The sequence below is a fragment of the Paenibacillus sp. YSY-4.3 genome, assembly GCF_054767475.1.
Genome location: NZ_BAABMC010000004.1, coordinates 33,371 through 55,265, shown reverse-complemented (window position 1 = coordinate 55,265; position 21,895 = coordinate 33,371). Strand labels below are relative to the sequence as shown.

Below are 21,895 nucleotides of genomic sequence, written 5' to 3'. Positions count from 1 at the left end.
TTTTGCCTCAAATTTTAATTTGTAAATTTGGCTTCTTATTCATACTCAGTTCACATTTATATGGTAATCTTTCCTAAGATAGGAGGATTACCATGAACAAACTGACCAGTTTTTCCATGAAGAATATAGGCGCCTTGTTTATCATGATCATCATGTTGTTTGGCGGTGGCCTGTATGCAGCTGGGAATTTAAAGACGGAGATCATGCCGGACATCTCGATTCCCGTGGTATTCATAACGGCCCAATACCCCGGGTCTCCCAGCGACGTCATGGAACAAGTAACCAAACCGATAGAGAAAAAAATAGCCAACATGGAGGGAGTTACCTCGCTGGACTCTACGTCAAGCGACAACTTTGCGACCATCATAGTCATGTTGACCGATAAGGCCGACCCCGAAAAGAAAAAGCAAGATATTGAAAGCTTGCTGCAAGAGGTCAATCTTCCCGCTTCGGCCAGCACCCCGAAGGTGGCCACCTTCGGTTATGCCTCGATTCCGGCTTATTATTTCGCCATCTATGGTGGAAACGGGATGAGCCAGACGGAACTGGATCAATGGTACGCTAACGAGATCAAGCCTGAACTGGAATCGATCCCCGGCTACGACCATATGGACGAAATCGGAGCACGGGAAACGAAGCTTACCATCAAGCTTGATGCCGGGAAGCTGAACGATTTTGGCCTTACTCCCGGACAAGTGTCCGGCCAGGTTCGTCAAAACCTTACTTCGCTGCCGGCAGGAGCCGTCGATCTCGACGGCAGTTCCTTGATGGCCCGCGTAAAGGGCGATACCAGTAGCGTATACAACCTGGAAAATATGGACCTGCTAACCCAGAGCGGCACCCGGGTTCGCTTGAATCAGCTGGGCAAGATCGAATCAATCTCGGAATCCGATTTTGTAGCACGCCTGAATCAGCAGCCAGCCATCGGCATCCAACTGTACAAAACGAGCGATGCCAACGCCGTAGATTTTGCGAGGGAAGTCAAGTCACTGTTCGCAGATTGGGAGCAGCAGCTTCCCGATATCGGCTTTAAGACGATTTATGACACTTCGGAACTAGTCAGTTCCTCCATTAGCGGAATGGTGCATGAAGGGCTCACCGGCGCGCTGCTGGCGGCGCTCGTCATCCTGCTGTTCCTGCGGAATATACGCATGACCTTGATCGTCCTAGTCTCGATTCCGCTGTCGATCCTGATTACGCTGCTCGTCATGAACTCCTTAGATATTTCCTTGAACATTCTGACGCTCGGCGGCATGTTTATCGCGATCGGACGGGTCGTGGACGACAGTATCGTCGTTATCGAAAATATATATTCGCATTTGCAGAAAGCGCAGGAACGCGGGGAATCGGTCATAAAGCTGGCCACCCGCGAAGTTGGCGCAGCTATTACGTCATCCACGCTGACGACGGTCGGGGTCTTCGCCCCGCTCGCATTTGTCAGCGGTATGGTCGGGCAATTGTTCCAGCCATTCGCAATTACTTTGTCCACCGCCATGCTGGCCTCGCTGCTCGTAGCATTGACAGTGATCCCGATGCTGGCCAAGGTGCTGGTGCTCCGCGGAGCCAAGATCAAGCACCATGAAGAGAAAGCAGGACGTACAACGGCTTTTTACCGCCGTGTCCTGGAATGGTCGCTGCGCCACCGGATCAAAACGCTGCTGGCGGCAGGAATTCTGTTCATCGCGTCAATTATTGGAACGGTACCGTTTTTATCGATCACCTTGATGCCTGAAGAAGAGCCTCCGCGGCAGTTTTACTTCGTCATTAAGATGCCGTACGAAACTTCTTTGAAAACTATGGATGCCAAAGTCAAAGATATGGAAGAGATTTTGCATAGTGCGAAGGCGTCCGATGGCCAGCCGCAATTTACCTTTACCGAATCGCTAATTGGATTTAACGACTCCACTGAGGCAACGCCTTATCGGGCACAAATTTTCACCGAAGTCACCGAAGGCAGCGATGTCAAAACCGTTCAAGAACAATACAAGAACATTTTGATGGCCGAATTGCCGCATTACTCTGAACTGGACGTTAGATCGTTCGAAAGTAATTCAGGCGGCACCGATTTCCAATATTCTCTGAAAGGGAACGACCTCAACCGGCTGGTTGAAGCTTCCGCACTGTTGAAGGAGAAGCTGAAGGAATTTCCAGAAATTAAGGAAGTGGAGGATTCTCTCAGCGATGCCAAGAAGGAGCTTGAGATCGAAGTTGATCAGAACAAAGTATGGCAATATGGACTAAGCGCCTCCACGGTACATCAAACCGTTGCCAGTTGGCTTGCGGAGGATGAGATCGGTGATATCAAGCTGGATAACATCACTTACACGACAACGGTTCAATTGGATAAATCAGGCATCGATACGTTGTCCAAACTAGGGGACATCCCGTTCCGCTCCGGTAGCGGCTCCATCGTTTATCTGAAGGAAGTGGCGAAGCTGAACATTATCAACGCCGCCTCCAGCATTCAGCGCAATGACCAAGAACAGGTCGTGAACATTACAGCCAAAATCGACAGCCAAAACAAGGGCGGCGTTGCCGGTCAAGTCGCGATGGCGCTGGACCAGGCCGAGCTTCCGGACGGCGTGTCGCGCGAAGTCGGCGGAATTAATGAAGATATCGCAGAAAGTTTCTCCCAGCTGTTTGTCGCCATGGGAGCAGCCGTATTTATCGTCTATCTGATCATGGTTATTGCTTTCGGCAATTTGAGCGCGCCGTTTGTCATCCTTTTCTCATTGCCGCTTGCCGTCATCGGCGGTTTGCTAGGTCTCTTGATCAGCGGCGAAGCGCTGAGCATCACCTCGCTGATCGGCTTCATGATGCTGATCGGGATCGTCGTGACCAACGCGATTCTGCTTATCGACCGGACGCAGCAGCTTCGCGAAGAAGGCTACACTGTTCGCCACGCCTTGGTCGAAGCGGGTATGCTTCGCCTAAGACCGATCATTATGACGGCGGTCGTGACGATGGTCGCCATGCTGCCGCTTGCGCTTGGATTTACCGATGGCGGAGCCATCATTTCGAAAGGCATGGCCGTCGTCGTTATCGGCGGGCTCGTTACATCGACGATTCTGACGTTAGTCGTCGTTCCGGTCGTCTACGAATTGCTCGAATCGTTCAAGAACCGGATGGGCCGTTTGTTCCGTAGAGGTGGCCGAGTCGATAAATCATCCGACGACATCAGTGAGGGAGTGGTAAGTCAATGAGAAACAAAAAATGGATCAAAATCATAGTGGGCTGCGCATTGCTGGCCGTGGGCGGAATGGCTCTGGCCGGCTGCAATGCCCCTAAGGAAACCCAAACGGAAGTGCAGAACGTTCAGAAACCGTTAGTCAAGATCAGTGAAGTTCAGAAGAGAAGCATTGGCGCTCCGCAGGAGACGGTAGCTGAAGTGACGGCTTCGGCGGAAAGGGATGTCGTGGTCAAAGCGAGCGGCGACGTGCTCAAAGCATTGAAAAACCGCGGTGACCAGGTAAAACAGGGGGAACTGCTATTCGAACTGGATCCGGCTGATGTGCTGCTGCAGAAGCAAAAGGCGGAAATCGGAATCCGCACAGCCCAGAATAATCTGAAAGAGGGCCAGTTTGCCGCGCAAGACAATCCGGATGCCCTGCAGCCGCTGAAAGATCAGATTCAAATGGCACAAATCGATATGGAGCAAATCAATCGCACCTTAGATAATTATAAAGTAACCGCGCCGATCAGCGGCATTCTGACCGATTTCTCGATTGAGCCCGGCATGACCATAAACCAAGGGATCGTTGGCAAAATTCAGCAGATCAATCCGGTCAAAATCAAGGCGAACATCACGGAAGAAAACGCCAAGCTCCTTAAAGGCAAAACCGAGCTTTCGTTCTATGCGACCGATCAGCCAGGACAGCTGCTTAAGGGGAAAATTGTCTATTTCGCAGACATCATGGACACAATGAACAGAACCTATGAGCTGGAGCTGCAAGCCGACAACGCCAATCTGGCGCTGAAGCCGGGAACCAAAGTGCAGCTGCGGCTGACCGATGAAGCGGAGCAGGAAGTGCTCACCATCCCAACTACGGCGATTATTCGGGAAGAGAGCAACACTTACGTCTACATCTTCTCCGGTGGCCAAGTTGAGAAGCGGCAAGTGGAACTGGGACGCCTCAACGAACTGTATCAGGAGGTCATCGAAGGTTTGGCCTCGGGAGATCAGGTCGTGACATCGGGTCAACACCAGTTGAAAGACAAGCAAGAAGTCGAAACCGTTACGGCGAATTGATAAAAAAATGGCCTTGCGCGATGATGTTCCATCAGGAACGCCAAACGCGCAGGCCATTTTTTATTTGAATTACTTATAAATATTTCATCGGATTTTGGATGCTACCGTTCTTATGAATTTCAAAGTGAAGATGTGTACCGGTCGATCGGCCTGTGCTGCCCATGACTCCGATCTTCGTACCCTTCTCGACGATCTCGCCTTCCTTGACACTGATCTTGCTCAGATGACCATACAGCGTCTCATATCCGTTATTATGATTAATAATAATAACATTGCCATAGCCGGATTTAACGCCTGCGAAGCTGATAACTCCTTCATCCGCGGCAAGAATGTTCCGATTCGAGGAGACCAGATCGACGCCCTTATGGGTTCGGCCCCAACGCTCGCCGTAGCTGCTCGTCATCCTTGCGCCGGATACCGGCCACGCGAACTGGCCGCTGCCCTCGCCGACGATCTTCGTTCCTTTCATGATGATGCGCGGCGACGATGCCTTAATGACCTCATGGCCAAGCCATTCCTCGGTGACCACCTCGCCGTTCTCTTTGGTCAGCCGATACTCCATAATCTTCAGGCCGCTTTGCCCTTCCGCCACGACCTTGGACTGGCCCGCTTGCATATCCGCGTTTTTCTGAACGATCACTTCCGGCTCGGTGACGATTTCCTCGGATACCAGTTCAACCGTCTTCACGGTGAGAGCTGGCTTCAACGCCCTGACGTTCAGCTCCGTACCGATTTGCATCGTTTTCTCCTGAACACCAGGGTTATTCGCGAACAATTCCTTCTGAGTCACCCCGTACCGTTTGGCGATGGATGAGATCGTATCCCCCTCGCGAACGATATAAGTGATCGCTGCCTCGCTGCCCTCTACGATGCGCTGCACCGCCTCCTCGGCGCTCAGCACCTTGTTCGGATCCGTCTTCACGGCATTTTGCGTCACGTCCTCGACGATTTCAGCGGATTCCACTGTTACACCGTTTTGCTTCTTAGCCGCGTTCGGATTGCTGCTCACTAATTTAATTTTGGAAGCCGCATTATTGGATGAAGTGCCCGGTATGTATTTCCCTTTCACTTGCTCCAGAATCGCGTTTGCCGTAGCTTGATCCTTCACGACTGCAATGGTCTTTCCGTCGACCTTCAGCTCTACCCCTCGGGAGTAACCCGTCAGCCTCTCATCCAGCTTGGCCAGAGTAGCCTCCGTATCGATCTTAGCTTTATACTTCTTCGCCTCGACCGTTGTAATGCCCTTCGTATTAACCACCATATCCGCCTGTGGATACTTCTCAGCGTACTCCTGCTCTTTGCGTTTGTAGAGTGCCAGAAGCTGATCTTCACTGTCGATCGTCCCGATCTCCTCGTCCTGGAGCATGACACGATAGTAGGTCACCGTATGCGCCTGCGCGTATTGGTAACCGGCCAATAACATGCCTGTTGTAAGTACGGCTGTGATTGCCCCAATTTTGACTCTTCGTGATCTTATTTTCCGCTCTTTATCTATGCTATCTATATCTTCTTGATCATTTTCCGGTAGATTGTTGCTTGGCTTAATACTCCGAACTGCAGACTGAATCCGCTCCGCAAGCCAGTCAAGCCCGAGTTTTCCCCTGAAACCTTTCATGGTAATCTCCTTTTTATTTGACTCTATTCGACAATAAATAGTTTCAAAATTTTAACCTTTTATCACTATCGTCTACTTTAGCATACGACCATCCTGAATTTCAACTCTGTTCACAAATGGCAAAAACCCGCTACAGGAGCGGGTTTAACGTGTTTTTGCTAAAATATCCAGCAAGTATTTTATTTACAATCCTGCGAATGGAACCGCTATCATGGTAATTTGGTAGAAATGCTTCCATTTATTTTTTGAGCATATCCATGACCTTGGCATATTGTTCTTTATCTAAATGCTTGGACAAAATTTGCTGAATCTCTATCATTTCCGATTCGGTCAATCCGCCCTCCATGGCTTCGGTCATTTTGCGCATTTCCTCCTCCGGAAGCTTGGACATCAGGATATTGAATATCTCTTCCTTCTGCTGGTCGGGCAGTTCATCCTTTTTAGCCAACAAATCATCGGGAGAAATGATGACCACCTGATCCTGGCTCCCAAGTGAATCCTGCTGCGACTGCTGTGATTGCTGCGATTGGCCGGAGGCCACCCCCCCCATCACCGGGAGCGCATCCTCCGGAATTCCCTCTTCCGCATTTACGCCGTCTTCGGCAGGCTGCTCCAATTCGTTGCTGTTGCCGGTGCCCCCCCTGCTATTCTCACTACCGTTCTCGGCACTATTTCTATTGCTATCCCGATTGCTATTTCCACCGGTACCTGTATTCGCGCTTGCATTCATATTTTTATGATCCATCCCGTTCGAGTTCGCATTCCTGCTTTCCAGGCTTTCGCCGCTGGTTCCTTTGCCTCCAAAACCCAGCATGCCCTTCATCATACTTCCAAGATTAGGCGATTGCACATCAAGAGGTATGTTATAACTGCCCAGCAACGATTGAATATACCAATTCACGACATAACCGGTCGTGGCCACGGTTAACATGCTGACGATAACGACAGTAATTGATAGCTTTACCAGCCAAGAAACCCACCTCATCTTATACCTCCTTCTATGTCTTTCTACTTACCAGTATGGACGATAGAAGAAGATTTCAACCTCCTTAAGGGGATAAGAAACGCAAAAAAACCGCCTGGAGCCAGACGTTTACACGAACGCTCCAAACGGCTAAATGTTATGACGCTTTCGATTCCATGATACAGCATGCCGCCTTATTCGTAAATCGGCAGCACTTGATTTGTCTGATCGCGGTTCCGACCCACGGAGAAAATTGCGATCGGAATGCCTGTCAGCTCGGATACGCGCTTTACGTAATTCCGCGTCGTTTCCGGCAGATCATCGAGGGTCTTCGCCCCGGTAATGTCCTCGGACCAGCCTGGGAGTTCCTCATAGACCGCTTCGCACTCGGCAAGCATTTTGAGGCTGGCTGGATAATGGCTGATGATCTCGCCGCGGTATTTATAGCCCGTGCAGATTCTGACCGTCTCCAGCCCTGTCAGCACATCCAGCGAGTTCAAAGACAGTCCTGTCAGGCCGCTTACTCTGCGGGCATGGCGCACGACGACGCTGTCGAACCAGCCGACGCGGCGCGGGCGTCCCGTTACAGTGCCATATTCGTGCCCGGCCTCGCGAATCGAGTCGCCGATGACATCGTTCAGTTCTGTTGGGAACGGCCCGTCGCCAACACGCGTCGTGTAGGCCTTCGCTACGCCGATAACCTGGTCGATCTTCGACGGGCCAACGCCGGAACCGATGCACACGCCGCCTGCGGAAGGATTTGAGGAAGTCACGAACGGATACGTGCCTTGGTCGATATCCAGCATGACACCCTGCGCACCCTCAAACAATACTTTTTGCTCCGCATCAATCGCATCATTCAGAATGACCGATGTATCTCTGACATACGGCCGAACGATCTCCGCATACGCCAAATACTGCTTCAGCACTTCTTCCACATCCAGCTGCTCGGCCGCATACACCTGCTCGATGATATGGTTCTTCTCCTTCATGAGGTGGCGGAGCTTCGCCTCAAACTCCTCCGGATCGAGCAAATCGGCGATACGAATGCCGCTACGTGCTGCTTTGTCCATATAAGCCGGGCCAATCCCTTTGCGGGTCGTTCCGATCTTGTTCGGCCCCTTGCGGTCCTCCTCCAGCGCATCCAGAACCATATGGTACGGCATAATGACATGCGCGCGATCACTGATCACCAGATTATCCGTCGTGAACCCATTGTCATGAATATAATTGATTTCCTCGATAAGGGCTGCCGGATTGATAACCATCCCGTTACCGATGACGCATACTTTGTCCTTATAAAAAATACCCGATGGAATTAAGCTCAGTTTGTACTTCTTCCCGTCAATAAGTATGGTGTGACCGGCGTTGTTGCCGCCTTGATAGCGCGCCACCACATCTGCGCTCTCAGCCAGATAATCGGTGATTTTGCCTTTGCCTTCGTCTCCCCATTGCGTTCCGACAACGACTACTGTTGACATGTACATTCCCCCGTCGGTGCGTAAGGCACCTTGATTTGCCTTGCTCGGATTCCATACGTCAGATTCGTTTTTGTCTTCGGCCGCTGCGGATTTTCTAATCAATCCAGAGCAGCAATACAAGTGTAACAAGCGCCATTTTCAATGTCAAATTAAAAGACGAACAATCACGCATCGAAATACGTGATTGTTCGGAATTTGGCATGAAAATTTGTAATATAAGGACAATGCCGTTATTTTATTTATAATTACCCAGCAAACGCGTCAGTATGCGCGCGTTCGTAATTCGCGAACTTATTGAAGTTCTTCAGGAACACCAGCTCTACGGTGCCGACCGGGCCGTTACGCTGTTTGGCGATAATAATCTCGATGATGTTCTTTTTCTCCGTTTCCTGATTGTAGTAATCATCACGGTATAAAAATGCAACAATATCCGCATCCTGCTCAATCGAACCCGATTCCCGCAAGTCGGACATCATCGGCCGCTTATCCTGCCGCTGCTCTACGCCCCGGCTGAGCTGGGACAAGGCGATGACCGGAACCTCGAGCTCACGGGCGATTTGTTTCAGCGTACGCGATATTTCCGATACCTCCTGCTGCCGGTTCTCCCCCGCCTTGCCGCGCCCATGGATGAGCTGCAGGTAATCGATCACGATCATGCCAAGGCCTCTCTCCTTCTTGAGCCGGCGGCACTTGGCCCGAATATCGGCTACCGTTACCCCAGGCGTATCATCGATATAAATCTCTGATTCCGACAATGCGGCAATCCCCATCGTCAGCTTGGACCAATCGTCATCGTTTTTGAAATCCCCAGTCCTCATAACCCCCGCATCCAGATTCGCTTCCGCGCAAATCATCCGCTGAACGAGCTGAGCCGCCGACATCTCCAGACTGAAGATCGCGACGGTCTCTTTGGCCCGAACGGCCACGTTCTGGGCAATGTTCAGAGCAAACGCCGTCTTACCGACAGATGGACGAGCCGCCACGATGATCAGGTCGTTACGCTGGAAACCGGACGTCATCCGGTCCAGATCGACGAAGCCCGAAGGGATTCCTGTGGTAGTACCCCGATTTTGGTGGAGCTCCTCCACCTTTTCGAATACTTCCATCAAGACGTCGCGAATTGCGATAAAGCCGCTGCCGGACCGGCTGTTGGAAATTTCGAGGATCTTCCGCTCCGCATCGCTCAGCAAGCCGCCGACATCCTCACCGCCAGCATAGCCCTCGCTGACGATTTGCGTAGCCGTCCGGATTAGCCGGCGAAGCATGGACTTTTCTTCTATGATGCGAGCGTAATAGTCGACGTTAGCCGCCGTAGGCACCGCGTTAGCCAGCTTCGCCAGATAACTGACTCCGCCGATATCCTCCAGTTCCCCCCGATCTTGAAGCTTCGAGGTCAGCGTAACCAGGTCGATCGGCTGGCTTTCCTCGCCAAGCTGCACCATGGCCTCATAGATCAATTGGTGAGGAGGATCATAGAAATCTTCCGTCCGCACCCGCTCCATGGCGGTAATCAGCGCTTCCGATTGCAGCAGTATCGCCCCAAGCACCGCCTGCTCCGCTTCAAGATTCTGCGGGGGAATACGGTCGAAAAATTGATCTCCCGCCATTTTATTCCTCCGTCACTTGAACCTTGAACGTCGCTTTTACGTCAGGGTGAAGCTTCACTGGCACCTGGGTGACGCCCAGCGTCCGGATCGGTTCGGCAAGCTCGATTTTGCGCCGGTCGATCTTCACGCCCGCTTTCGCCAATGCTTCGGCGATTTGCTTATTCGTGATTGCGCCGAACAAACGGCCGCCTTCTCCCGCTTTAGCTTGCAGCGTTACCGTCATCTCTTCCAGCTTCTTGCCCAGTTCGCTGGCTTCTTCCTTCTCCTGAGCCTTGCGCTTCTCCTCTGATGCATTCTGAACCTCCAGCGTCTTGACGTTGCCATCAGTAGCTAAGCGAACCAGCCCCCGCGGAATTAGGAAGTTCTGTGCGTAACCTTCAGATACGTTCTTGATTTCCCCTTTTTTGCCTTGACCCTTTACATCTTTTAAGAAAATGACTCTCATTCGAATAACCCCTCTTCCTTTTCTATTTCATCCAGTACTTCGAGCAGCCTTCTTTCCGCCTCAGCCTGGGTTCCTTCCAATTGCACGGCAGCGTTCGTCAGATGCCCGCCACCGCCAAGCCGCTCCATTACGATCTGCACATTCATATTCCCCAAGGAGCGGGCGCTAATGCCAATCAAGCCGTCCGGCCGCTCGCTAATGACGAACGAAGCCAGTACATTCGTCATATTCAGCAGCGTGTCCGCCACCTGGGCGATCAGCAGCTGCGGAATTTTGCGGTTCGGCTCCGTCACCGCCAGAGCGATATGATTATAAATCATGCGTGCATGCTTTATAATATCGGCCTTTGCAATATATTCCTGCAGGTCTTCCTTCAGGACTCGCTGCACCATCACGCTGTCTGCACCGATGCGCCGCAGGAATGCCGCAGCCTCGAATGTACGCGATCCAGTATGGAGCGCGAAATGCTTCGTGTCTACCGTAATTCCTGCAAGCAGGGTCGTCGCCTCCAGCGGGCTGAGCTCGACCTTCTCGTGGATATACTGGACCAGCTCGGTGACGAGCTCGCTGGCCGAGGATGCATAAGGCTCCAGATAGACAAGCACCGCATCATTGATGAACTCCTCGCCCCGCCGATGGTGGTCGACGACAACAACCCGGCTGGCCTCTTCAACCAATTTCGGCTCCATCGTCATCGACGCCTTATGCGTATCAACGACGATCAGTAACGTATGCTCGGTCATAATATCCAGCGCGTGCTCCGACGTAATAAATCGCCGCCGCAGGGACTCTTCCTTCTCGATCCGCTCCATCAGCCGGTCGATGCCCGGATTCTTGTCGTCGAGCACGATATGCGCCTCGACCTGGAACATATCGGCTGCCTTCAGCACGCCAATGGAGGCACCGATGACGTCCAAATCCGGCATGCGATGGCCCATAATAATAACCTTGTCGCTCTCCTGCATCAAATCGCGTAGAGCATGCGCGATGACGCGCGCCCGCACGCGCGTCCGCTTCTCTATGGCGCCCGACTTGCCGCCATAGAACGAGAGCCGCTGACCGGCCTTCACCGCGGCCTGGTCACCCCCGCGCCCGAGCGCCATGTCCAGACTCGACTGGGCGAGTTCGCCCAGCTCACTGAAGCGCTCGGTGCCGAAGGCGAGGCCGATGCTCAGCGTCATCGGCACCTTCAAGTCCGCGGTCATCTCGCGGACCTCGTCCAGGATAACGAACCGGCTCTGCTCCAGTTCGTTCAGCGATTTTTGATTCAGCATCATCAAATATCGCTCCGAGGACAGTCTTCGCAGATAGACTCTATACTGCTTCGCCCATTCGGTTAGAGCCGTCGCCACGCGCGCGATGAGCGCAGTACGCTGCTGATCGTCCATCCCCTGGGCCGCCTCATCCAAGTTATCGAGCATCACGATGCCGAGAGCAGTCTTCTCATCCTCGTAACGATCCCGCAGAACGGCGAACTCGGTAATGTCGTGAACGTAAATCAGGCGCTCATCATGGAGCACCGTCAATTCGTAATGCCGGTCTGCTACGGCCGCCTCGACTGTAGAGATTGTATTTGCAGCAGCATCCTTCTTATCCCTTGGGGGATAAGGAGGCAGTGTCGGAAGCAGCTCCGCTATCGGTTGTCCGACGACAGAATCTTGGCTGAACATTTTGTTCACAAAGCGGTTGTGCCACTCTACCGTCCGTTCCTCACTGTACAGCAGGATGCCGAACGGCAGCCGGCTTACCGCCTCGCCTTCTACCCGCTTAATACGGTACGTCAAATCAGTCACATAACGAACGAGCTCCTTGCGAAAGCGCCGCTCCGCCCGAAGCATCACATAAGTCAAGCCGCAGACCAGGCATAAACTGACCAGACCTAGCGCCCAATTGTAATATGAGATGAATATGACGAGCAGAAGCTGCAGTGCGAACACCCACACGGTCTGATAGCCGTGCCAACGTTTTTGAAGTAAATTAGGCATGATTTCTCACCCTATCGTCTTGATCTCGTAATCATCTCACGCAGCGGCATAGCAATATCCAGTATTCCCGCAATTTTCAGAGGCGGAATTAACAGCATCGCTATGATCAGCAACACCGGTATCACCGGATTCCACTTCTTCTGATAAGCTAAAAAGAAGAAAAAGCTGGCTGCCTGAATCATAAACAAGAAATTGAGCATCGGCGATAAATTGAGCAATACCGTCCCGATGAAGCTGTCCATGACGGCAGCGCCGCCAAACAGCATGATCAATACCGTAGCCAGGTAGTACCAAATCAGCGCTCTCGGCAGTCTCCAGTCCCGCAGCGGAGGGAAGCTCCTCACCGAATGTCCGAGACTGTTCAAGGTCGGCCGGGCAATCAAATGAGTTACGGCAGCAAGCAGGAACGAGCAAATGATCATCGTGAATGGAGTCATTCTAGCCGCTAGGCTGGAAAGCTGCTGCGTCATTTCTGGAGTCCATATTAAGTCCGAAGCGATCAACTCATTATCGGCCATATTCTGCATCAGGGACATCATCGTATTCAGCGTCTCCTCAATCGAAGAGGCTAAATTGAAGTCATAGATGACAGTGACGGCGAGAAATGCCAGCAGAAACTCCAGCAGAAGCGTTCCTGTTCCCGTCATAACGACCTTGAGCGCGGATGCCCTTGTCTTATACAAATGTCCCATAACCAAGGCCGGAATCATAAAAAATACAGCCATGAGAATAATCACGGGATTAGACAGCAGAAGGGACGCTGCTATCCATACGACCGCGATGTGAAATACAAATGCTCTCAGCGATAACGTTGAGTAGAGGATTACGCCGGGCAATAGCATAACGAAAATAGCGATAAAAGAAAAAGGCGTAGCAAACGACAGCAGGAGCAGGAGATAGACTACGCTCCATGCAATCGAGGTCCAGCGTAAATTCAAATGGGTTCACCTCTTGCGCATATGTTCTTGCAATGTAGAAATATCCTGATACCAATCTTCCAACTGGTGCCCTTCTTGCTCATGCTTCTTCAGCTTTTCCAGGATATGATCGTCCATATCCTTATAGGATATGCCTAGTCTGCGTCCCAGTATGTAGCAACTGACGACCAGACTGGCAAGACTGTCACTTACCCGTGTCGTGCTGCCTTCCCACAATGCCTTGAATAAACGGGATACGTGATCGACCACTTCCGTTTTGAGCCATTCAATCACTTTGGCGCGTTTGGCCACATCCATTTCTTTCTGCATGGCGGACAGCTTCCACCCTCCCTGAAAAAAGCTTTATTCTTCATTATAGCATAAAGCAATTCATCCCTATGAAGCAAACCTTGCGTCTAATTTTTGGGAACGGATACATCCCGTGCCACGAAACGTTCGCAATACTCAATAATCTGGCTGCGGCGCACGATGCCGATAAACCGCCCCATATCATCCACCACGGGAACGAAATTCTGTACCTTGGCAAGATTGATCAAGTCTTCCATATCTGCATCGATCGATACCGCCTTAATGTTCATCTTAAGCGGAACGTCCTTGAGCAGAAATTTAGAAGCGTTCTCAAAAGTGACCTTGCCTCCCGAATTCTTCATATACCACAGAAGATCTCCCTCGGTTACAGTGCCGACATATACCCCGTCCTTGCCGATTATCGGCACGGCCGTATACCTGTGATACTCCATTCTCTCTAAGGTCTGCCTTAATGTAGAATCCAGCGTTACGGCAACGACGTCCTTTTTGGGAAGTAAAAAAAACGCGATATTCATAGATAAAAGTCCTCCTCTGCCCTTTTCAGACTCTCCTATTGACTACGATTCAAAGAAGGTTTTGTTCCATTACAGGTGCGAAATCGGCAGCCGGAAACCGGACTGCCGAATAAGGTGACGATTTAATACAGACTTATCTTATAATGATGGCTGTTCACTATTTTGTCCCTCTTGCGCGGACTGTGCATTAGGATTCAGCAAATCTTCCGTTTTCGTGTCCGGATCCGTCCAGTTCTCGATTAGCTGTTCGGCAAAAGTCACATCTTCTTCGTTGGCTTGAATATAGTAGACTCCGTTTTTGCGCATACCTTCGCCCATAATGGTAAACCCGCTGATTTGCGGCGCTTGATTGGTCAGCAGCTGCTTGGAAAGATCGATGATGAAGCTAGGGGTCATGTCAGTTTTGAAATTCTCGCCCAGCATATCCATCAGATCAGGGATTTTCCCAATTTGGTCCAGCTTCAGCATACGGTCCACCAATGCGCTCAAGAAAATCTGATGCCGCTTCGTCCGGTTGAAGTCGCTATCCTCCCGGTATCTTACGAAATTAAGCGCTTCTTGCCCATCGTACAACGGCTTGCCTGCCTTAATGGTGAATTTCTCATGATCCTGTTGTTTATTTACGATATCCTTGTCGATCGGCAGCTCAATACCGCCAAGCTCATCGACAACCTCCCGAAGCCCCTCAAAATTGATGGCCGCGTAGTAGTCGGCAGGATATCCTAAGAAATTGGCTACCGTATCCTTAGACATCTTGGCACCGCCGAAAGCATAGGCATGGTTGATTTTATCGTTTTTGTCCCGGCCGACGATTTCCGTATACGTATCCCGCGGAATCGAAACCAGCAGCACCTTGGAATCCTCCGGGCGCACGACGGCGTAAATCAGCGTATCAGAACGGGCCGGCTCGTTATCCCGCTGATCGATCCCGAGCAGCAAGGCAGTGAATGGCTCCGTTTGCTTGGCGGCAACGGGCTTAGGCTTCTCTCCATCGATCGGAGAATACGATTTCTCCAGCTTCTCCTCTACCTGGCCTGATAGGAACAAATCAAAGGCCATCAAAGCTAATGGCTTGCGGAATGTATATGCGCCGGCTCCGACAATGACCAGAACCAGCAGCGTGATGAGCAGGCCTTTTAGTCTGCTGCGCTTCTTCGTTATATCCTTTACCTTATTTCTTCGTTCTAACATCATATGCCTCCCATGGTTTGTACTATACGGCTCTCCCCCACAGCGTCTTCACTGACTTACGGTATACAGCCGCTATACCAGGTGTCTTCAATTAATTGTAAACCGTAGTCTCTTGCAAAAAACTACAAAATAGTAATTTAACCACTACAGAATAAATAACTCTACCGCTTCGTACTATACCATAAACGGGTTTTTTCGCACAAATATGTTGTTGGAAGAGCAACAAAAAAATCCCCCCTGTACAGGGGGGAGGGATTCATTCCTTAACTTCTAGCCGTAAACACTTCTACTCAGCTACAAATGGCTTATCTTGCGATACAGCGAGCTCATTAAGATAGATTCCTGTGCCATCGCCGATCGCATAATTAAGAATACGCTTGTTGACGGGTACAATCTCGGAGCGGTATAACGTCGGGAACACCGGAATTTCATTGATCATCAGCTGCTGCCATTCCTTATAGATGGCTTGGCGGGTAGCTACATCAAAAGCTTTCTCGGAAACTCCTTCCGTAAGCAAACGATCATTCTCCTCGCTGGCGTATCTCGGGAAGTTGTACAGCGCATCCCTTCCATACAGGCCCGTTGGGTCAACGTCAATGCCTACGCTCCATGCACCCTGATACACATCGACGCTTGGATCATCCTTCCCGTTGTTTCCTACGCGATCATAGAATGTGTTGAATTCGACCAATTCCAGGTTAACGTTCAGCCCGATCGCATTCCAGGACTGCACATAATAACGGGCTAACGGCTCCGCAATATCTCCGCCCGTCATCGATAAGAAATTGATCACCAGCTCGCTGCCGTCCGGTTTGGTGCGGAATTCGCCGTTTTTCTTATAACCGGCTTCATCCAGAATTTGATTGGCCTTTTCCACGTCATACGTAATTCCTGGATTGCTGGCATCATGGAACTCCGGATGCGACGGAGGAATCAGCGTCGTTGCGTTCCAGCGCAGGCCATGATAGAAACGTTTGCCCACCTGGTCATTATCCACGGCATGCCACATGGCTCTGCGCAGGTTCACATCGGCCATTTTGGCATTGGGATCCGGAGCGACGACCTTATTGGTTTCATCCCATTTGCCCAGTTTAAAGCCAATATACGTATATGCCCGATCGACAATACCTAAATATTCTACATTGGACATGTCTGAATTATCAGGGAACTGGTCAATCGGGAACGCATCCACCAGATCAACTCCGCCCGACTTCAATTGCTGTACAATCGTGGTCGGATTGATAACCTTGAGCACAACTTTATCCAGATTCGGCTCGCCGCGCCAATAGTCCGGGTTTTTAGCATAGACCACTGATTCTCCCGGGACGATGCTCTCCACCTTAAAAGGACCAAAGCTTATCGGCTTATCGCGCACTGCCGGGGAGGATGACATCTTGGCGACTTCCATATCCCCGAAAATATGCTTCGCAAGCGGATACGTCCAGATGCTGCCTGTCAATAAAGACGGTGTAGATTGGATATAGGTGATTTGCAGCTTCTTATCGCCCAGCACTTTAATGCCGGAAATTTTATCCGCCTTGCCTTCCCGGTATTCGACCAGCCCTTCAATATTCGTGAAATCAGAACCGTAGCGCGGGCCATCATAATCCTTATGGGCGATGACCTCATGGGCAAACTCCCAATCCTCCGCGGTTACTGGCTTACCGTCATGCCAGTTGACATTGTCGCGAATTGTGAAGGTAAAGGTTCTGCCATCCTCCGATACCTCATAAGTCGCCGCCCCATCATTCGTGAACACATAGTTCTTATCCCACGTCAATAACGATTCGTCAAACCACTCCAAAACCTTGGCGTCAGGAATACCCGAGGAGAAATTATAGTTGAGTATGCCTTCGAACGGCGTGTCGGAGATAAGGCCGTATGTAACCGTCCCCCCTTTGATTGGTTCCCCTTCATTCGTCTTAACATTGCTGAAATCCTCAATGGAATACAAACCATCCTCTGTCTGCTTCTTCTCGCCCTCCGTCTGGTTCTGCGTGTTCGTCGGCTTGGGCTGGGTCGCATCATTCCCTTTGCCGGATGTGCAAGCGGAGAGAACAATCATGAATGCAAACAATAGCGGCAGCAGCATTTTGGGGCTAAACCTTTTTCTCATCATATTTCCTCCCTTTTATCCTCTTCTTTGTCTTGCATCCGTCGCGCGCTTTAGCGCTTGACCGACATTATTTATGCTAAGCATCAATACAAGAATGAGTAGTGATGCCGGCAACCAAATCCACCACCGGTATTCCAGCGTCTGCGGATTCCGGGCGTAGCTGACCAAAGTTCCAAGACTTGGGGTACTCTCCGGGAAACCAAATCCCAGGAAGGACAAACCCGACTCCAGGCCGATATTGGCCGCTAAGTTCAACGTCATCGTCACGATGATAATGGAGCTCAAATTGGGCAGAACCTGGGTGAACATAATTTTCAAATGGGACGAACCAAGCGTCCTTGATGCTTTCACATATTCAAGTTCCCTTTCCTGCAGTGCCTTCGACCGTATGAGACGGGCTATCCCCATCCATAGAAAAGCGGTCATGATCAAAGAGAAAGATACGATGCTGTATTTCGGTACTGCGGCCACAAAGGCAATGACGATCATCAGCGTAGGCAGAATCATAAAAAAATCAACGACCCGCATCGAGATATTGTCTGCCGTTCCACCGAAATAACCGGATATAAGTCCCACCAGAATCCCGATCAATCCGGTCAGCACCGTCACGATAATCCCGATCGACAGCGAGTTTCGCGTACCGATAATCAATTGCCCGAATACGTCCCGCCCGCCGTAGTCTGTGCCTAACCAGAACTTAGAGGATGGGGGCTGGTACAATGCAAATAAATCGACCGTTACAATTTGCTTTTGATCTAGAATCAGAGATACGCCATAGACCGCCACGACGATTAATCCCAATAGAATCAGGGACGCCAAAGCCAGCTTATCCCGCTTGATTTCCCGCCATAAAATTTGCCAGCTGGAGGGGCTGGCCGCCGATTCATAGACTCCTTCCTCCACTAGCTTGCTTGCTTTATTCATTCATCATCACCCCCATACGTTCAAAGCATTATTTAATACGAATGCGAGGATCCACGATGCCCAAAATGATATCGGAAATTAATGAACCTAAAATGGAAGCAATGCCATAAAGGAGAACCAGGGCAGTCACAACGCTAAAATCACGGATTAAAATGGAGTTGAGGAAAAGCTGCCCCATCCCTGGGTAACTAAAAATATATTCGATAAACACGGTTCCGCCGATTAGCCCCGTTATTTCATAGCCAAAGAATGCCGCGATCGGCAGAAGCGAGTTTCGCAAAATATGATGCGTATACACGCGAGATTCCGACGCTCCCTTCGCCCTAGCCAGCAAAATGAAATCTTTCTGCTTCGTATCGATAATCTCGCTGCGCAAATACTGTACGGTGGATACGGTAGTAATCAGGGCCATAGACAATGCGGGCAGCAGCAAGTGGTATATTTTACTGGACATGTAGGTAAAGGTTCCTGGAACGAGCCCGGGAGTGACGCTTCCTTCCGTAGGGAACGCCCGGAAATGAAACCCAAACATCCACAGCATGAGCAGCGCAAAAATGAACAGAGGTGCAGCGAACCCTAAATACGTATAGCCGGTAATAATCCGGTCACCCCAGGTATCGTTGTAACGCCCGCTAATGATTCCAAGCGGAATAGCGATGAGATAGGTGATCACTAACGTAACCAAAGACAGCCATATCGTGTTCGAGATCCGCTGTCCGATCAAATCCGTAACGGGCATCTTGAACCGGAAGGATTGGCCAAAATCGCCCTGAACCGCCCTCTTGATCCAGTCCCAATACTGAATATGCCAGGGATTGTTCAGTCCCATCTTCTCCCGCTGCTCCGCAAGCATTGACGGATCGACGCTAGGGTCAAGCATTCCCGTCAATGCATCACCAGGCAAAGATTTCGCTAGAATAAAAACGAGAATACTCAGCAGGATGATTTGTGGAATCATGATCAACAGCCTGCGTAGAATCGTTTTCCACATCGGCTTCACCCCCTTTCGGGCAATGCGGCAAAGTGAGTGGTAGAGAGCGGCTTTAAGTCGTAAGCTAGACCATCATGATCGAAATATCGGGAATATGCCTCGTCATATTCCAAGCGAATGGATTGACGCAGCCGCTGACGCTTCTCCCGCTGCCTCGGGTCCAGATCCGGAATGGCCGCCAGGAGGCGTTTCGTATAAATATGCTGAGGATCCTCAAAAATATCCCTTGTAGTGCCTTGTTCCACATGCCGCCCCTTGTACATAATGCCGATATAATCACACATATGTCGGATAATCCCAAGATCATGGCTGATGAATAAATAAGTGAGATTAAGCTCCTTCTGAATATCCTGCATGAAGTTCAACACCTGTGCTTGAACGGAGACGTCCAGCGAGGATACGGGTTCATCGGCGATAATCAGCTTGGGCTTCAAAGCAATCGCCCGGGCTATGCCGATCCGTTGGCGCTGGCCTCCCGAAAATTCATGCGGATATTTATGTATCGTCTCTGCGCTTAAGCCTACCTGGGTCAAAAGCTCCTGTACACGGCGCTTCTCTTCCCCAGCCGACAATCGCTCGAAATTGCGCAGCGGCTCTGCTACGATGTCCAGTACCCGCTTCTTCGGATTCAATGAGGAATACGGATCCTGAAAGATCATCTGAATATCTCTGCGGAACTTTGAACGGCTCCGGCGCATACCGTCGCCGATGTCCTCCCCCTGGAATAAGATCCTCCCCGAGGTGACCGGATTCAAGCCGATGATCGCTCGTCCTGTCGTCGTCTTTCCCGAGCCAGACTCTCCAACCAGACCGTAGGTCTGCCCAGGCTCTATGCTCAAGCTGACGCCGTCCACCGCCCTCACCCGATCGATGACCCTTCTGAATACCCCGCCGTAAACCGGAAAGTACACCTTCAAATCCCTAACCTCAAGAAGCGCCATACGTATTCCTCCCTTCAGTGATCGAGAAAGTGAAAATCCTTATAGCATGTGCAGCGCACATAGTGGCCCGCTTCAACTTCGTGCAGCTGCGGATCAGCCTCATGCTTCGATTCATCGATCCACGGAATCCGTGATCTAAAGCGGCAGCCTTGACGGGGTAAATGCTTCAGAGAAGGCACGACGCCATGGATAACGTGCAGCTTCGTCCGCTCGTCACTCACGGTAGGTATGGAGCTCATTAGCGAACGGGTATAGGGATGCTTCGCATTCGTCATCAACGCATAAATTGAAGCGATTTCAACAATCTGTCCGGCATACATGACCGCTACGCGATCCGCCATTTCCGCCACGACACCCAAATCATGCGTGATCAGAATAATTCCTGCATTCATATCCTCTTTAAGCCGCCGGATCAGCTCTAAAATTTGCAGTTGAATCGTAACGTCAAGAGCCGTCGTTGGCTCGTCGGCAATCAACAGCTTGGGCTGGTTCGCAATGGCGATTGCAATCACCACTCGCTGCCGCATGCCGCCGGATAATTCATGGGGGTATTGACCGTAGGCATACTCCGGACGGGGAATCCCAACCTTATGTAATAATTCGATGGCTTGTTCTTTTCTGGATTTCTTAGCTGACGTAGATGGTTTGGATTCATGAAGAAACAGCACTTCTTCAATTTGTTCTCCAATAATCATCAGAGGGTTGAGTGCTGATAATGGATCCTGAAAGATCATACTGACTTCGTTGCCACGAAGCCTGTTCAGTTCAGCAGGAGACATTGCTGCGAGGTTCTGGCCATTGTAGTAAATCTCACCTTCCATCTGGGCACGCGTATGCAGTCCCATGATGGAGAATGCCAACGCACTTTTACCCGAGCCGGATTCACCGACGATAGCCAATATTTCATTTTTCTTAACTGTTAGACTAAGGTCATCTACAGCAGCATACCATTCATCGGATATGCGGAATGAGGTCGACAGATTCTCGATTTTTAAGAGTTCTTCATTCACATTCATCACCCTATCGCAAGGTTTTGTAAAATGCATAGAAGCTGCTTAATTTCAATAACTCCGCCCTACTTACTTGGTTTTAAAATTTAACTTCAAAGGACTATTTATAATAAAAATAACCTTTAATAGAAATATATTCTTTTTATTTAATATATATTATTACCAAGTATATTCCAAGTGTTTTTTTCAAGTTAAGGATATACCTGGAAAAATATTAGTTAGATCTGTTTCTTTACCCAACAAAAAAATCCCCTTTGTTCAACAAGTGGAAAGGCATCCGCTAGAGATGCCCTTTCCCCATTGTCTACTCAAAGAGGATTTCTGTTGCTTGTCTATACGATTACTCCGTAGTGTACGGAAGCAATGCGATTTGACGGGAGCGTTTAACCGCAATCGTCAACAGACGTTGATACTTCGCGCTTGTTCCTGTCACACGACGAGGCAAGATTTTGCCACGCTCGCTGATGAATTTCTTAAGCAGTTCAGTATCTTTATAGTCAATGTGAGTAATTTTGTTCACAGTGAAGAAACATACTTTACGACGTTTGTTACGGCCGCCGCGGCGTGCCGGTCTTTTGTCGTCTCCGCCTTCTCTTTGCTTGAAGCTCATGCTA

18 protein-coding genes are annotated in these 21,895 nt (G+C 50.4%); 2 read left to right on the top strand and 16 right to left on the bottom strand.

What is annotated here, in order from left to right; genetic code table 11:
* Window positions 1-92 precede the first annotated feature (92 nt).
* Complete coding sequence (locus ACYUJT_RS14595) at window positions 93-3,203, top strand: efflux RND transporter permease subunit (protein ID WP_460323425.1); 3,111 nt, start codon at window positions 93-95, stop codon at window positions 3,201-3,203.
* On the top strand, window positions 3,200-4,249 hold the full coding sequence (locus ACYUJT_RS14590; RefSeq protein ID WP_460323423.1) for an efflux RND transporter periplasmic adaptor subunit: 1,050 nt from the start codon (window positions 3,200-3,202) through the stop codon (window positions 4,247-4,249). Before ACYUJT_RS14595 ends, ACYUJT_RS14590 begins: the two co-directional genes overlap by 4 nt.
* Window positions 4,250-4,322: 73 nt before the next feature.
* On the opposite strand, the gene ACYUJT_RS14585 is transcribed toward ACYUJT_RS14590, so the two are convergent.
* From ACYUJT_RS14585 to rpsR, 16 genes are all read right to left on the bottom strand, one after another.
* Window positions 4,323-5,864: a peptidoglycan DD-metalloendopeptidase family protein gene (locus tag ACYUJT_RS14585; protein ID WP_460323421.1), complete on the bottom strand. Its 1,542-nt coding sequence runs from the start codon at window positions 5,862-5,864 to the stop codon at window positions 4,323-4,325.
* 238 nt (window positions 5,865-6,102) lie between these two features.
* Window positions 6,103-6,849 carry a hypothetical protein gene (locus tag ACYUJT_RS14580; protein ID WP_460323419.1) on the bottom strand — a complete coding sequence of 249 codons (747 nt, stop codon included), beginning with the start codon at window positions 6,847-6,849 and terminating at the stop codon, window positions 6,103-6,105.
* Between the two features lie 173 nt (window positions 6,850-7,022).
* The gene (locus tag ACYUJT_RS14575) at window positions 7,023-8,309 is read right to left on the bottom strand and encodes an adenylosuccinate synthase (RefSeq protein ID WP_460323417.1); all 1,287 of its coding nucleotides are present in this window, start codon (window positions 8,307-8,309) and stop codon (window positions 7,023-7,025) included.
* Between the two features lie 245 nt (window positions 8,310-8,554).
* Entirely contained in the window at window positions 8,555-9,916 is a 1,362-nt protein-coding gene (gene dnaB, locus ACYUJT_RS14570; protein WP_460323415.1) for a replicative DNA helicase, read from the bottom strand.
* Between the two features lies 1 nt (window position 9,917).
* Window positions 9,918-10,361 carry a 50S ribosomal protein L9 gene (gene rplI / locus ACYUJT_RS14565; RefSeq protein WP_460323413.1) on the bottom strand — a complete coding sequence of 148 codons (444 nt, stop codon included), beginning with the start codon at window positions 10,359-10,361 and terminating at the stop codon, window positions 9,918-9,920.
* Complete coding sequence (locus ACYUJT_RS14560; RefSeq protein ID WP_460323411.1) at window positions 10,358-12,346, bottom strand: DHH family phosphoesterase; 1,989 nt, start codon at window positions 12,344-12,346, stop codon at window positions 10,358-10,360. The genes rplI and ACYUJT_RS14560 overlap by 4 nt, the downstream gene beginning before the upstream one ends.
* Window positions 12,347-12,357: 11 nt before the next feature.
* On the bottom strand, window positions 12,358-13,284 hold the full coding sequence (locus ACYUJT_RS14555) for a DUF2232 domain-containing protein (protein ID WP_460323409.1): 927 nt from the start codon (window positions 13,282-13,284) through the stop codon (window positions 12,358-12,360).
* Window positions 13,285-13,290: 6 nt separating this feature from the next.
* Complete coding sequence (locus ACYUJT_RS14550; RefSeq protein WP_196427303.1) at window positions 13,291-13,593, bottom strand: MazG-like family protein; 303 nt, start codon at window positions 13,591-13,593, stop codon at window positions 13,291-13,293.
* Between the two features lie 86 nt (window positions 13,594-13,679).
* Window positions 13,680-14,108, bottom strand: coding sequence for a CBS domain-containing protein (locus tag ACYUJT_RS14545; RefSeq protein WP_460323407.1), 429 nt, complete (start codon window positions 14,106-14,108; stop codon window positions 13,680-13,682).
* 138 nt (window positions 14,109-14,246) lie between these two features.
* Window positions 14,247-15,299, bottom strand: coding sequence for an LCP family protein (locus ACYUJT_RS14540; protein ID WP_460323405.1), 1,053 nt, complete (start codon window positions 15,297-15,299; stop codon window positions 14,247-14,249).
* Between the two features lie 286 nt (window positions 15,300-15,585).
* Window positions 15,586-17,415 carry an oligopeptide ABC transporter substrate-binding protein gene (locus ACYUJT_RS14535; protein ID WP_460323403.1) on the bottom strand — a complete coding sequence of 610 codons (1,830 nt, stop codon included), beginning with the start codon at window positions 17,413-17,415 and terminating at the stop codon, window positions 15,586-15,588.
* Between the two features lie 15 nt (window positions 17,416-17,430).
* Window positions 17,431-18,339, bottom strand: a complete 909-nt coding sequence (locus ACYUJT_RS14530) for an ABC transporter permease (RefSeq protein WP_460323401.1) — start codon at window positions 18,337-18,339, stop codon at window positions 17,431-17,433.
* A gap of 28 nt (window positions 18,340-18,367) precedes the next feature.
* The gene (opp4B, locus tag ACYUJT_RS14525) at window positions 18,368-19,330 is read right to left on the bottom strand and encodes an oligopeptide ABC transporter permease (protein WP_460323399.1); all 963 of its coding nucleotides are present in this window, start codon (window positions 19,328-19,330) and stop codon (window positions 18,368-18,370) included.
* A 5-nt stretch (window positions 19,331-19,335) separates the two neighbouring features.
* Window positions 19,336-20,271, bottom strand: a complete 936-nt coding sequence (locus ACYUJT_RS14520) for an ABC transporter ATP-binding protein (protein ID WP_460323397.1) — start codon at window positions 20,269-20,271, stop codon at window positions 19,336-19,338.
* Window positions 20,272-20,285: 14 nt separating this feature from the next.
* On the bottom strand, window positions 20,286-21,281 hold the full coding sequence (locus ACYUJT_RS14515) for an ABC transporter ATP-binding protein (RefSeq protein WP_460323395.1): 996 nt from the start codon (window positions 21,279-21,281) through the stop codon (window positions 20,286-20,288).
* A 340-nt stretch (window positions 21,282-21,621) separates the two neighbouring features.
* Window positions 21,622-21,891, bottom strand: coding sequence for a 30S ribosomal protein S18 (gene rpsR, locus ACYUJT_RS14510; protein ID WP_460323393.1), 270 nt, complete (start codon window positions 21,889-21,891; stop codon window positions 21,622-21,624).
* Between the last annotated feature and the right edge of the window lie 4 nt (window positions 21,892-21,895).